Here is a 13,338-nt window from a genome sequence, read left to right on the forward strand (position 1 = left end):
GGCTTGTGGCGAAGCAGTTTCCAGCTTCAAGCGACAAGCTGCAAGCCATGACCCGATGCGTTGTATTGCTTTCATTTTCAACGTGCCGTTCGAGACTCACTGCTTGCCGCTGCCGTCATGCCGTGCGGCCACGCCGATGCAGATACTCATGATCAGTTTCAGTTCTTTTTGCACGGTACTGAGGGACACCTCCAGTTCGTCGGCGATTTCCTGATAGCTGTGCCCGTGCAAACGGCTGAGGATAAAGATTCGCTGCTGACGGGGACTGAGTTCACCGAGACTCACGTTCAAGCGCTCCAGCAATTGTTCGGCGTGGGCGGCGTCTTCGGCGCTGCTGGCGGGGGCGGCGATGCTATGGACGATGACCTGCGGCACATCATCGACCATGGTGCGCGCGTGAATCTTGCGCGCGCGCAAATGGTCGAGCGCCAGATTGCGCGCGGTCTGGAAGACAAAAGGTTCAAGGTGGTCGATGGCCCGCTCGCTCAACGCCCGCGTGACGCGCAGATAGGTTTCCTGCAGCAGGTCTTCAGCGGTGCTGTGATTGTTGACCATCCGTTCCAGCGTCCGCAGCAATGAACTGCGCTGAGCGAGGAAAACATGATTGAAGCGCGATTGACTCACGGGAAGACCTGATCCATTTCGAGCTAATGATAATGCTTATCATCTGCCTTCGTGGTCAAGCGCTGATTTCAGATTGAAATCGAAACCCTGTGGGAGCGAGCCTGCTCGCGAGAAGCGGTTTGCCAGTCAACATCAATGTCGAATGATACAAAGTATTCGCGAGCAGGCTCGCTCCCACAGGGATGGGGGGGAGAACCTGGGATTATTCGGCGTTACACAACGCCAGGCAGTTATCCAGCATGCGGTTGGAGAAGCCCCATTCGTTGTCATACCAGGCCAGCACCTTCAACAGCTTGCCGCTGGACTTGGTGTGATTGGCATCGAAGATCGACGACAGCGGGTTGTGGTTGAAGTCGCTTGAAACCAGCGGCAACGTGTTGTAACCCAAAATTTTCGAATGTTGGCTCGCCGCTTTCAGCAGGGCGTTGACTTCGTCGGCCGAGGCTTCACGCTTGAGCTGTACGGTCAGATCCACCAGCGACACATTGATCACGGGCACACGCACGGCCATGCCGGTCAGCTTGCCCGCCAGTTCCGGCAGCACCAGGCCCACCGCTTCGGCGGCGCCGGTCTTGCTCGGGATCATGTTCTGCGTGGCCGAACGCGCGCGGTACGGGTCGGTGTGATAGACGTCGGTCAGATTCTGATCGTTGGTGTAGGCGTGAATGGTAGTCATCAGGCCGCTTTCAATGCCCAGTTCGCGATGCAGCACCTGGGCGACCGGCGCCAGGCAGTTGGTGGTGCACGAGGCGTTGGAGATGATCTGGTGCGACTGGCGCAAAATGTCGTGGTTCACACCATAAACGACGGTGGCATCGGCGCCTTTGGCCGGCGCCGAGATGATTACTTTGCGTGCGCCGGCGGTAATATGCGCGGCGGCTTTGGCACGGTCGGTGAACAGACCGGTGCACTCGAAAACAACGTCGATCTTCTCGGCAGCCCATGGCAGTTCGGCCGGGTTGCGAATGGCGCTGACCGCAATGCGGTCGCCGTTGACCGTCAGGCTCTCGTTGTCGTGCGCGACTTCGGCATCAAAGGTGCCGTGGACGGTGTCGTACTTGAGCAGATGGGCGTTGATCGAACTGTCACCCAGATCGTTGATCGCGACGATCTGCAGGTCCTGGCGATAGCCTTGGGTATACAGTGCGCGAAGGACATTACGGCCGATGCGGCCAAAACCATTGATTGCGATTCGTAGAGTCATGGAACAGCGCCGCCGTCGTTTTGTTGTTGGAATTACAAGATTATTCGCATAAAAATAGAAAACAAGCCTTTTTAGTGGCAATATTTTGTTTTATCTACAACGAGTGACCTGAATCAACTGGTCCGAATGATCAAGAAAACCGTCCGTCATCCCGAATGGATGGGCCCTTGCTCAGCATAGACAATCAGGTCGCCACATCCGTTAGCCTGGAGTTCTACACATGCATCCCCGCGTTCTTGAGGTCACCGAACGGCTTATCGCCCGCAGCCGCGCCACGCGTCAGGCTTACCTTGCATTGATTCGCGGCGCCGCCACCGACGGCCCGATGCGCGGCAAGCTGCAATGCGCCAACTTCGCCCACGGCGTGGCCGGATGCGGCAGTGAAGACAAGCACAGCCTGCGGATGATGAACTCGGCGAACATCGCCATTGTTTCTTCGTATAACGACATGCTCTCGGCGCATCAGCCGTACGAAGTCTTCCCTGAACAGATCAAGAACGCCTTGCGTGAAATCGGCTCGGTCGGCCAGTTCGCCGGTGGCACACCTGCCATGTGCGATGGCGTGACCCAGGGCGAGCCGGGCATGGAACTGAGCTTGCCAAGCCGCGAAGTGATCGCGATGTCTACCGCCGTGGCGCTGTCGCACAACATGTTCGACGGTGCGCTGATGCTCGGCATCTGCGACAAGATCGTTCCCGGGCTGATGATGGGTTCGCTGCGCTTCGGCCACCTGCCGACGATCTTCGTCCCCGGTGGACCGATGGTTTCGGGGATCTCCAACAAGGAAAAGGCCGACGTTCGCCAGAAGTACGCCGAAGGCAAGGCGACTCGCGAAGAGCTGCTGGAATCGGAGATGAAGTCCTACCACAGCCCGGGCACCTGCACCTTTTACGGCACCGCCAACACCAACCAGCTACTGATGGAAGTCATGGGCCTGCACTTGCCGGGCGCCTCTTTTGTCAATCCGAATACGCCGCTGCGTGACGCCTTGACCCGCGAGGCCGCGCATCAGGTCACGCGTCTGACCAAGCAGAACGGCAACTTCATGCCGATCGGCGAGATCGTCGACGAGAAGGCGCTGGTCAACTCGATTGTTGCGCTGCACGCCACGGGCGGTTCGACCAACCACACCCTGCACATGCCGGCCATTGCCATGGCGGCGGGCATTCAACTGACCTGGCAAGACATGGCCGACCTCTCCGAAGTCGTGCCGACCCTCAGCCACGTTTATCCGAACGGCAAAGCCGACATCAACCATTTCCAGGCGGCGGGCGGCATGTCGTTCCTGATCCGCGAACTGCTCGGCGCCGGTCTGCTGCACGAAGACGTCAACACCGTGCTCGGCCACGGCCTGAGCCGCTACACCAAAGAGCCGTTCCTCGATAACGGTGAGCTGGTGTGGCGCGAAGGACCGATCGACAGCCTCGACGAAAACATTCTGCGCCCGGTGTCCCGTGCGTTCTCCTCGGAGGGCGGCTTGCGCGTAATGGAAGGCAATCTCGGACGCGGCGTGATGAAAGTGTCCGCCGTAGCCCTGGAAAACCAGGTTGTCGAGGCACCGGCGATGGTGTTTCAGGATCAGCAGGATCTGGCCGATGCGTTCAAGGCCGGTCTGCTGGAGAAGAATTTTGTCGCGGTGATGCGCTTCCAGGGCCCGCGCTCCAACGGCATGCCGGAGCTGCACAAAATGACGCCGTTCCTCGGCGTGTTGCAGGATCGCGGCTTCAAAGTCGCGCTGGTCACCGACGGGCGCATGTCCGGCGCGTCGGGGAAAATCCCGGCGGCGATTCATGTCAGCCCCGAGGCTTATGTCGGTGGCGCTTTGGCTCGCGTGCAAGAGGGCGATATCATCCGCGTCGATGGCGTCAAAGGCACTTTGGAACTCAAGGTCGACGCCGCCGAATTTGCAGCGCGCGAACCCGCCAAGGGCCTGTTGGGCAACAATATTGGCAGCGGGCGCGAGCTGTTTGGCTTCATGCGCATGGCCTTCAGCTCGGCGGAGCAGGGCGCCAGCGCCTTCACTTCTGCCCTGGAGACGCTTAATTGAAACTGGCTTTGGTCGGTGACATCGGAGGCACCAACGCGCGGTTTGCGTTGTGGAAAAACCAGCAGCTGCAATCGATTCAGGTGCTGGCCACGGCCGACTATGCCAGCCCGGAAGAGGCGATCAGCCTCTACCTGAGCGGGCTCGGTCTGGCGCCGGGTTCAATCGGTTCGGTGTGTCTGTCGGTGGCAGGCCCGGTGAGCGGCGATGAATTCAAGTTCACCAACAATCACTGGCGGCTCAGTCGTAGCGCGTTCTGCAAGACCTTGCAGGTCGAGCAATTGTTGCTGACCAACGACTTCTCGGCGATGGCGCTGGGCATGACCCGTTTGCAGCCGGGCGAATTCCGCGTGGTCTGCGAAGGCACGCCGGAGCCGTTGCGTCCAGCCGTGGTCATCGGCCCGGGCACTGGCCTTGGGGTTGGCACCTTGCTCGATCTGGGTGAAGGTCGTTTCGCGGCGTTGCCGGGCGAGGGCGGTCACGTTGACCTGCCGCTGAGCAGCCCGCGTGAAGCGCAGCTGTGGCAGCACATCTACAACGAAATCGGTCACGTCAGCGCGGAAACGGCGTTGAGCGGCGGCGGCCTGCCTCGGTTGTACCGGGCAATCTGCGCGGTGGATGGGCATGAACCGACACTCGATACGCCCGAGGCGATCACATCGGCCGGTCTGGCGGGTGATCCGGTGGCGCTGGAGGTGCTGGAGCAGTTCTGCTGCTGGCTCGGTCGCGTCGCCGGCAACAACGTGCTGACCACGGGCGCTCGTGGCGGGGTGTTCATTGTCGGTGGAGTGATTCCGAGGTTTGCCGATTTCTTCCTGCAAAGCGGTTTCGCCCGCAGTTTTGCCGACAAGGGCTGCATGAGCGATTACTTCAAAGGCATTCCGGTGTGGCTGGTAACGGCACCGTATTCCGGGCTGGTCGGCGCGGGCGTGGCCCTGGATCAAGCAATCCCAGCTCTGGCATAAGTGACCTGTGGCGAGGGAGCTTGCTCCCGCTCGGCTGCGCAGCAGTCGCAAATCCGGCAGGCACGATGTCACTGACAGTACATCGAGGCCGCTTCGCAGCCCAGCGGGAGCAAGCTCCCTCGCCACAAAAGCTCGTACGCCATCTGTTTTTGCTCAGGCATAATCCGCCCCAACTCCAACAACAAGGATGCCTTCGAAGTGAGCTCAGTCAACAAGTCGATATTGTTGGTCGATGACGACCAGGAAATACGCGAGTTGCTGGAAACCTATCTGACCCGTGCCGGGTTTCAGGTGCGGGCCACCGCCGACGGTGCCAGTTTTCGCCAGGCGCTCAACGAGGCGCCGAGCGATCTGGTGATCCTTGATGTCATGCTGCCCGATGAAGACGGTTTCAGCCTGTGCCGTTGGGTGCGTCAGCATCCGCGTCAGGCGCAGGTGCCGATCATCATGCTCACCGCCAGCTCCGACGAAGCCGACCGCGTGATCGGCCTCGAGCTCGGCGCCGACGACTACCTCGGCAAGCCGTTCAGTCCGCGCGAGCTGCAAGCGCGGATCAAGGCTCTGCTGCGTCGCGCGCAATTCGCTCATGAACGCAGCGGCAGCGAAGTGCTGGCCTTCGATGACTGGCGGCTGGACACAGTCAGCCATCGGCTGTTCCACACGGATGGCGAAGAAGTGATCCTGTCGGGCGCCGACTTCGCTTTGCTGAAGCTGTTCCTCGACCATCCTCAGGAAATTCTCGACCGCGACACCATCGGCAACGCCACCCGTGGCCGGGATCTGATGCCGCTCGATCGCATCGTCGACATGGCCGTCAGCCGTTTGCGCCAACGCCTGCGCGATACCGAGAAACCGCCGCGACTGATCCGCACCGTGCGCGGCAGCGGTTACCAGCTGGCAGCCAATGTGGTTGCCGGCAATGGTCACTGAGTCCCTGCGCAGATTTGCCAGTCGCGTGCCGGTGCCGCGCTCGCTGCTTGGGCGGATGCTGCTGCTGACGCTGTTGGCGGTGCTGTTCGCGCAGACACTGTCGAGCGTGATCTGGGTGTCGCAACTGCGTGCCACTCAGCTCGAAGGCCTGGTTACCAGCGCCCGTAGCCTGGCCCACTCGATGACTGCCAGCGTCAGCTATTTCCGCTCTTTGCCGGTCGCCTATCGACCGTTGGTGCTCGACCAGTTGCGCAGCATGGGCGGCACGCGATTCGTGGTGACGCTCAACGACAAACCCCTTGGCATGGACGTGCTGCCGGTCACGCCGCGCAAGGCGGCAGTGATGCAGGCCGTGGATGAAGTGCTGCGCCAGTCCCTTGGCCATGACACCGATATTTCGGTGACCTTCGTCAGCCCGGAGGACCTGCGTATTTTCAATGCGGGGCTGAAACTCGACGAACTGCCGCGCTCCTGGGCGCATTACGCATTGACGCTGGAACCGGTCAATCCGCCGGTGCTGGTCACGCAAATTCAAATGGCGCCAGGTGAATGGCTGTACATCGCCTCCCTGCTGCCCGAGCCGTACACCAGCCTCGAAGAACAAGGTCTGCCGGCGCAGCAGGTGTGGTTTATCGTCCTCACCAGCGGATTTTTGCTGTTGTTCATCGGCCTGCTGGTGCACTGGCAGAGCCGGCCGCTCAAGCGACTGGCGCGGGCGGCGCGGGATTTGTCGCTGGGCGCTGACGTCGAGCCGGTGGCGGAGGGCGGCGGCAGTGAAGTGGTTGAAGTGGGCCGCGCGTTCAACACCATGCGCGAGCGTATCAGCCGATATCTGACTGAACGCAGCCAGTTGTTCAGCGCGATTTCCCATGACCTGCGTACGCCGATCACCCGTCTGCGCCTGCGGGTCGAATTGCTTGAGGATGAAAAGCTGCAAGCCAAGTTCGGCCGCGATCTGGATGAGCTGGAGCTGCTGGTCAAAGGCGCGCTGCAATGCGTGAAAGACACCGACATCCACGAAAACATAGAGCCGGTGGATCTCAACCATGTACTCGATTGTCTGGTCGAGCCGTATCTGGCGCCGCACGGCAACGGCCGCGTCACTCAGCATGGCCGGGCGCTGTCGGCGTATCCGGGCAAGCCGCTGGCGTTGAAGCGCTGCATCGGCAATCTGATCGATAACGCCTTGAAGTATGGGCAGAACGCGCATCTGCACATTGATGACGATGAAAGTGCGTTTGTCCTGCACGTCGATGACGAAGGGCCGGGTGTACCGCAGCAAAGGCTGGAGCAGGTGTTCGAACCGCACTTCAGGCTGGCGGGGCAGCAGCAGGGTTATGGGTTGGGGCTTGGCATCGCGCGCAACATCGCCCACAGCCATGGCGGCGAAGTGACCTTGCAGAACCTGCGTGAGGGTGGGTTGCGGGTAACGCTGCAGTTGCCGCGCAGTGTTGATTAGTCAGACCGCGTTACCGTTCTTCGCGAGCAGGCTCGCTCCCACATTCGACCGCGTTGCGGCGGGTGGAATGCGTTCACCTGTGGGAGCGAGCCTGCTCGCGAAGGCGTCAGATGCATTAATACAAATGTCACAAGTCAGTGACAAACACCGTCCCCTTCGTTACAAGCGCGCCGCGACCCGTTGTTTAGACTGCCCGCAGTCATAACAAAAAAAGGGCCGCTCCATGGACACCTTTCACCCAGACTTCAGCAGTTGGCTGAACGCCCCTGCTCATCAGCAATGGCTTGCCGCCGAAGGCCTGCGCCTGCTGGATTTCGCCAAGGCTTCGCGCCTGCCCGACGGCTTCGGCAATCTCGACGAGCGCGGCCGTTTGCCGGCGCACGCGCACGCCGAAACCATGAACACCGCACGCATGACCCACAGCTTCGCCATGGCCCACATTCAGGGCCTGCCGGGTTTCGCCGAGCTGGTCGATCACGGAATCGCCGCCCTGCGCGGGCCATTGCGCGATGCGCTGCACGGTGGCTGGTTCGCCGTCGCCGAACACCGCGACGACAACACCGGCAAGAATGCCTATCTGCACGCGTTCGTCGCATTGGCCGCCAGTTCCGCCGTGGTCGCGCAACGGCCCGGCGCCCAGGCCTTGCTCGACGATGCGATCGACATCATCGACACGTATTTCTGGAGCGAAGAAGAGGGCGCCATGCGCGAATTCTTCAATCGCGACTGGAGCGAAGAAGAAGCCTATCGCGGCGCCAACAGCAACATGCACGCCACCGAAGCCTTTCTCGCGTTGGCCGATGTCACCGAGGACCCACGCTGGCTGGCGCGCGCGCAACGCATCGTCGAACGGGTGATTCACGGCCACGCCGCTGCCAACGGCTACATGGTCGTCGAGCACTTTGATCGCGACTGGCAACCGCTGCGCGACTACAACCAGGACAATCCCGCCGACGGCTTCCGCCCCTTCGGCACCACGCCGGGCCACGGTTTCGAGTGGGCGCGGCTGTTGCTGCACCTCGAAGCCGCGCGGGTGCAGGCCGGCATGCTGACGCCGGGCTGGCTGGCGACCGATGCGCAAAAACTCTTCGAGCAAAACTGCCGCCACGGTTGGGACGTCGATGGCGCGCCGGGCATTGTCTATACCCTCGACTGGGACAACAAAGCCGTGGTGCGTCATCGCCTGCACTGGACGCATGCCGAGGCCAGCGCTGCCGCCAGTGCCTTGCTCAAACGTAACGGCGAGCCGCAATACGAAACCTGGTACCGGCTGTTCTGGGAATTCTGCGACACATATTTCATCGACCGCTGCGACGGCAGCTGGCACCACGAACTCAATCCGCACAATGTGCCAAGCGCCGATATCTGGCCGGGCAAACCCGATCTGTATCATGCCTGGCAAGCGGTGCTCATCCCGCGCCTGCCTCTCGCGCCCAGCATGGCGACTGCGCTGGCGCAGGGGATCCGTGGCATTGCTGTGTAACCATGCCGTGACATTTGCGCGTCCCTTCGTTACCTGCGAAGCGAAACGCCCTGTTTAAACTCCTGTGCAGCGCAAGCACCAGACTTGCAATGCATAACAACAAGAAAGGTACATCTCGAATGAATGCGATTTCTCGCCTCGCTACTGTCATTTCTGTCGCCTCCCTGTTCCCGCTCGCAATCCTGCCGCTCAGTGTTTCCGCTGCCGAATCCAAAGGTTCGGTGGAAGTCGTGCACTGGTGGACCTCCGGTGGCGAAAAAGCCGCTGTCGATGTGCTCAAGGCTCAAGTTGAAAAAGACGGTTTCACCTGGAAAGACGGCGCTGTTGCCGGGGGTGGCGGTGCGACTGCCATGACCGTTCTGAAAAGCCGTGCCGTCGCCGGCAACCCACCTGGCGTTGCCCAGATCAAAGGCCCGGACATCCAGGAATGGGCGTCGACCGGCCTGCTCGACACCGACGTGCTGAAAGACGTCGCCAAGTCTGAAAAGTGGGACAGCCTGCTCGACAAGAAAGTCTCCGATACCGTGAAGTACGAAGGTGATTACGTGGCCGTGCCGGTGAACATTCACCGCGTCAACTGGCTGTGGATCAACCCGGAAGTCTTCAAGAAAGCCGGCATCGAAAAAGCCCCGACCACCCTCGATGAATTCTACGCAGCCGGCGACAAGCTGAAAGCCGCAGGCTTCATTCCGCTCGCTCACGGCGGTCAGCCTTGGCAGGACAGCACCGTGTTCGAAGCCGTTGTGCTGTCGGTCATGGGCGTTGATGGCTACAAGAAAGCCCTGGTCGATCTGGACAACAAAGCCCTGACCGGCCCGGAAATGGTCAAGGCCCTCACCGAACTGAAGAAAGTCGCGACCTACATGGACGCTGACGGCAAGGGTCAGGACTGGAACCTGGAGGCGGCCAAGGTCATCAACGGCAAGGCCGGCATGCAGATCATGGGTGACTGGGCCAAGTCCGAATGGACCGCCGCCAAGAAAATCGCCGGCAAGGACTACCAGTGCGTAGCGTTCCCGGGCACCGACAAGGCGTTCACTTACAACATCGACTCCCTGGCCGTGTTCAAGCAGAAAGACGCAGGCACTGCGGCGGGTCAGCAGGACATCGCCAAAGTCGTGCTGGGCGAGAACTTCCAGAAGGTCTTCAGCATCAACAAGGGCTCGATCCCGGTTCGCAACGACATGTTGAACAACATGGAAAAACTTGGTTTCGACTCCTGTGCACAGACCGCCGCCAAGGACTTCCTGGCAGACGCCAAGTCCGGTGGCCTGCAGCCGAGCATGGCGCACAACATGGCGACCACACTGGCCGTGCAGGGCGCGTTCTTTGATGTCGTGACCAACTACATCAACGACCCGAAAGCCGACCCGGCCGATGCCGCGAAGAAACTGGGCGCGGCAGTTCAGTCGGCTAAATAACCAAAAGCAGGTTCGACCCAGTGGGAGCGAGCCTGCTCGCGAAGGCGTCGTGTCAGTTGCTACATCCGTCGACTGACGCAACATTTTCGCGTGCAGGCTCGCTCCCAAAAGGGAAGCCGTCTGTAATCTTAATGTGGATTTCCCCATGAGTTCTGTTGCTGTTTTCAGCAAGGCCTCGCCGTTCGATGCATTGCAACGCTGGCTGCCAAAACTGGTGCTGGCGCCGAGCATGTTCATCGTGCTGGTGGGCTTCTATGGCTACATCCTGTGGACGTTCATTCTGTCGTTCACCACCTCGACCTTTCTGCCCAACTACAAATGGGCAGGTCTGGCGCAATACGCACGGTTGTTCGACAACGATCGCTGGTGGGTCGCGAGCAAGAACCTCGCGGTGTTCGGCGGCATGTTCATCGGCATCACTTTGGTGATCGGCGTGCTGCTGGCGGTATTCCTCGACCAGCGCATCCGTCGCGAAGGCTTTATCCGCACCATTTACCTGTACCCGATGGCGCTCTCGATGATCGTCACCGGTACCGCCTGGAAATGGCTGCTCAACCCGGGCATGGGCCTGGACAAATTGCTGCGTGACTGGGGCTGGGAAGGCTTCCGTCTGGACTGGCTGATCGACCCCGATCGCGTTGTGTACTGCCTGGTGATCGCCGCTGTGTGGCAAGCCTCGGGCTTCATTATGGCGATGTTCCTCGCAGGCCTGCGGGGCGTTGATCAGTCGATCATTCGCGCCGCACAGATCGACGGCGCGAGCATGCCGCGCATTTACTGGAAAGTGGTGTTGCCAAGCCTGCGTCCGGTGTTCTTCAGTGCGGTGATGATCCTGGCGCACATCGCGATCAAGAGCTTCGACCTGGTCGCGGCGATGACGGCGGGTGGTCCGGGTTATTCCTCCGATCTGCCTGCGATGTTCATGTATTCCTTCACCTTCAGTCGCGGCCAGATGGGCATGGGCTCGGCCAGTGCAATTCTGATGCTCGGGGCGATCCTCGCGATCATCGTGCCTTACCTGTATTCCGAGCTGAGGACCAAGCGCCATGACTAGTCTTGCTGCCAAACCCGCGATCAGCCTGAGTCGCATCGCGATCTACGCGGTGCTGATCTTCGCCGTGTTCCTTTATCTGGTGCCGCTGGTTGTCATGCTTCTGACCAGCTTCAAGACCCCGGAAGACATCAGCACCGGCAACCTGCTGAGCTGGCCGACCGTGGTCAGCGGCATCGGCTGGGTCAAGGCCTGGGCAACCGTTGACGGTTACTTCTGGAACTCGATCAAGATCACCGTACCGGCCGTGATCATCTCCACCGCTATCGGTGCGTTGAACGGTTACGTGCTGTCGATGTGGCGTTTTCGCGGTTCGCAGTTGTTCTTCGGCCTGCTGTTGTTCGGCTGCTTCCTGCCGTTCCAGACCGTGCTGCTGCCGGCCTCGTTCACCCTCGGCAAAATGGGCCTGGCGAGCACCACCACCGGCCTGGTGTTTGTTCACGTGGTTTACGGCCTGGCGTTCACCACGCTGTTCTTCCGCAACTACTACGTGAGCATTCCCGATGCGCTGGTCAAAGCCGCGCGCCTGGACGGCGCCGGCTTCTTCACCATCTTCCGCCGCATCATCCTGCCGATGTCGACGCCGATCATCATGGTCTGCTTGATCTGGCAGTTCACCCAGATCTGGAACGACTTCCTTTTCGGTGTGGTGTTCTCCAGCGGTGATTCACAACCGATCACCGTGGCGCTGAACAACCTGGTCAACACCAGCACCGGCGCCAAGGAATACAACGTTGATATGGCAGCGGCGATGATCGCCGGGCTGCCGACCCTGCTGGTCTATGTGGTCGCAGGCAAGTATTTCGTGCGCGGGCTGACGGCCGGCGCGGTCAAGGGGTAATCATGGCTACGCTCGAACTTCGCAACGTAAACAAGACCTACGGTGCCGGCCTGCCGGACACCCTGAAGAACATCGAACTGTCGATCAAGGACGGTGAGTTCCTGATCCTGGTCGGCCCTTCGGGCTGCGGCAAATCGACGTTGATGAATTGCATCGCCGGCCTGGAAACCATCACCGGCGGCGCGATCATGATCGGCGATCAGGACGTCAGCGGCATGAGCCCCAAGGATCGCGACATCGCCATGGTGTTCCAGTCCTACGCGCTGTACCCGACCATGAGCGTGCGCCAAAACATCGAATTCGGCCTGAAGATCCGCAAGATGCCGCAGTCGGCGATCGACGAAGAAGTCGCCCGCGTGGCCAAGCTCTTGCAGATCGAACACCTGCTCAATCGCAAGCCGGGCCAGCTCTCTGGCGGTCAGCAACAGCGCGTGGCCATGGGCCGTGCACTGGCGCGTCGCCCGAAGATCTACCTGTTCGACGAACCGCTGTCCAACCTCGACGCCAAGCTGCGCGTCGAGATGCGCACCGAAATGAAACTGATGCACCAGCGCCTGAAGACCACCACCGTTTACGTCACCCACGACCAGATCGAAGCGATGACGCTGGGCGACAAAGTGGCGGTGATGAAAGACGGAATTATTCAGCAGTTCGGCACGCCTAAAGAGATCTACAACGACCCGGCCAATCTGTTCGTGGCGAGCTTCATCGGTTCGCCGCCGATGAACTTCATCCCTCTGCGTTTGCAGCGCAAGGACGGTCGCCTGCTGGCGCTGCTCGACAGCGGTCAGGCGCGCTGCGAATTGCCGATGAGCATGCAGGACGCCGGTCTCGAAGACCGCGAAGTGATCCTCGGCTTGCGCCCTGAACAGATCGTGCTGGCGAACGGCGAGGGCAATGGTTTGCCGAGCATTCGTGCCGAAGTGCAGGTCACCGAGCCAACCGGCCCGGACACCCTGGTGTTCGTCAACCTGAACGACACCAAGGTCTGCTGCCGACTGGCGCCCGACGTGGCGCCGCAGGTGGGCGAGAGCCTGACACTGCAGTTCGATCCGTCGAAAGTGTTGTTGTTCGATGCCAATACCGGCGAGCGTCTGGGCGTTGCGGGCCAGGTGCAGAGCGAAACCCGGTCGGCGAATGTGGCGCAGTTCAAAGGCCGCTAAGAAGATCAATGCTGGAATGCATTCATGTGGGAGCTGGCTTGCCAGCGATGCAGGCAACTCGGTCCGTCGTCGAATCGGGTCGATGCCATCGCTGGCAAGCCAGCTCCCACAGAAATTGGATTCCACAGGGGAGCACGCGGCGGATGGCCTGTT

General features: G+C 60.7%; 11 protein-coding genes. 9 read left to right on the top strand and 2 right to left on the bottom strand.

All coding sequences use genetic code 11. The annotated features are described in order from the left end of the window. Nucleotides 1-96: 96 nt before the first annotated feature. Nucleotides 97-624, bottom strand: a complete 528-nt coding sequence (locus HU727_RS07715) for an RNA polymerase sigma factor (RefSeq protein WP_186529962.1) — start codon at nt 622-624, stop codon at nt 97-99. Between the two features lie 202 nt (nt 625-826). Beyond that, a complete protein-coding gene (gene gap, locus HU727_RS07720; protein ID WP_186529960.1) occupies nt 827-1,828 on the bottom strand; it encodes a type I glyceraldehyde-3-phosphate dehydrogenase in 1,002 nt (333 codons plus the stop codon). A gap of 220 nt (nt 1,829-2,048) precedes the next feature. On the opposite strand from gap, the gene edd reads away from it, so the two are divergent. The 9 genes from edd (at nt 2,049) to HU727_RS07765 (ending at nt 13,185) form a co-directional block, all read left to right on the top strand. Then, nucleotides 2,049-3,875 (top strand): phosphogluconate dehydratase, encoded by a 1,827-nt coding sequence (gene edd / locus HU727_RS07725; protein ID WP_186529958.1) that lies wholly within the window; start codon nt 2,049-2,051, stop codon nt 3,873-3,875. Then, complete coding sequence (locus HU727_RS07730; RefSeq protein WP_186529956.1) at nt 3,872-4,837, top strand: glucokinase; 966 nt, start codon at nt 3,872-3,874, stop codon at nt 4,835-4,837. The genes edd and HU727_RS07730 overlap by 4 nt, the downstream gene beginning before the upstream one ends. A 198-nt stretch (nt 4,838-5,035) precedes the next feature. After that, on the top strand, nt 5,036-5,767 hold the full coding sequence (locus HU727_RS07735; RefSeq protein WP_186529954.1) for a response regulator: 732 nt from the start codon (nt 5,036-5,038) through the stop codon (nt 5,765-5,767). Further along, complete coding sequence (locus HU727_RS07740; protein ID WP_186529952.1) at nt 5,757-7,226, top strand: ATP-binding protein; 1,470 nt, start codon at nt 5,757-5,759, stop codon at nt 7,224-7,226. The genes HU727_RS07735 and HU727_RS07740 overlap by 11 nt, the downstream gene beginning before the upstream one ends. Before the next feature lie 223 nt (nt 7,227-7,449). Next, nucleotides 7,450-8,709, top strand: a complete 1,260-nt coding sequence (locus tag HU727_RS07745; protein ID WP_186529950.1) for a D-mannose isomerase — start codon at nt 7,450-7,452, stop codon at nt 8,707-8,709. A 119-nt stretch (nt 8,710-8,828) separates the two neighbouring features. Then, nucleotides 8,829-10,130 (top strand): ABC transporter substrate-binding protein, encoded by a 1,302-nt coding sequence (locus tag HU727_RS07750; RefSeq protein ID WP_186529948.1) that lies wholly within the window; start codon nt 8,829-8,831, stop codon nt 10,128-10,130. A 145-nt stretch (nt 10,131-10,275) separates the two neighbouring features. Next, a complete protein-coding gene (locus tag HU727_RS07755) occupies nt 10,276-11,184 on the top strand; it encodes a carbohydrate ABC transporter permease (RefSeq protein WP_016773533.1) in 909 nt (302 codons plus the stop codon). Next, nucleotides 11,177-12,022: a carbohydrate ABC transporter permease gene (locus tag HU727_RS07760; RefSeq protein WP_042607262.1), complete on the top strand. Its 846-nt coding sequence runs from the start codon at nt 11,177-11,179 to the stop codon at nt 12,020-12,022. The genes HU727_RS07755 and HU727_RS07760 overlap by 8 nt, the downstream gene beginning before the upstream one ends. Nucleotides 12,023-12,024: 2 nt before the next feature. Beyond that, complete coding sequence (locus HU727_RS07765; RefSeq protein WP_186529946.1) at nt 12,025-13,185, top strand: ABC transporter ATP-binding protein; 1,161 nt, start codon at nt 12,025-12,027, stop codon at nt 13,183-13,185. The last annotated feature ends 153 nt before the right edge of the window (nt 13,186-13,338 follow it).

Origin of the sequence: Pseudomonas khorasanensis, from assembly GCF_014268505.2 — a bacterium.
In the GTDB taxonomy this organism is placed as follows: Bacteria; Pseudomonadota; Gammaproteobacteria; order Pseudomonadales; family Pseudomonadaceae; genus Aquipseudomonas; species Aquipseudomonas khorasanensis.

Excerpts from the sequence above, each read along its gene's own strand:
- HU727_RS07760 (WP_042607262.1), top strand. The coding sequence starts at position 11,177 with ATGACTAGTCTTGCTGCCAAACCCGCGATCAGCCTGAGTCGCATCGCG.
- HU727_RS07750 (WP_186529948.1), top strand. The coding sequence starts at position 8,829 with ATGAATGCGATTTCTCGCCTCGCTACTGTCATTTCTGTCGCCTCCCTG.
- gap (WP_186529960.1), bottom strand. The coding sequence starts at position 1,828 with ATGACTCTACGAATCGCAATCAATGGTTTTGGCCGCATCGGCCGTAAT.
- HU727_RS07745 (WP_186529950.1), top strand. The coding sequence starts at position 7,450 with ATGGACACCTTTCACCCAGACTTCAGCAGTTGGCTGAACGCCCCTGCT.
- edd (WP_186529958.1), top strand. The coding sequence starts at position 2,049 with ATGCATCCCCGCGTTCTTGAGGTCACCGAACGGCTTATCGCCCGCAGC.
- HU727_RS07740 (WP_186529952.1), top strand. The coding sequence starts at position 5,757 with ATGGTCACTGAGTCCCTGCGCAGATTTGCCAGTCGCGTGCCGGTGCCG.
- HU727_RS07755 (WP_016773533.1), top strand. The coding sequence starts at position 10,276 with ATGAGTTCTGTTGCTGTTTTCAGCAAGGCCTCGCCGTTCGATGCATTG.
- HU727_RS07765 (WP_186529946.1), top strand. The coding sequence starts at position 12,025 with ATGGCTACGCTCGAACTTCGCAACGTAAACAAGACCTACGGTGCCGGC.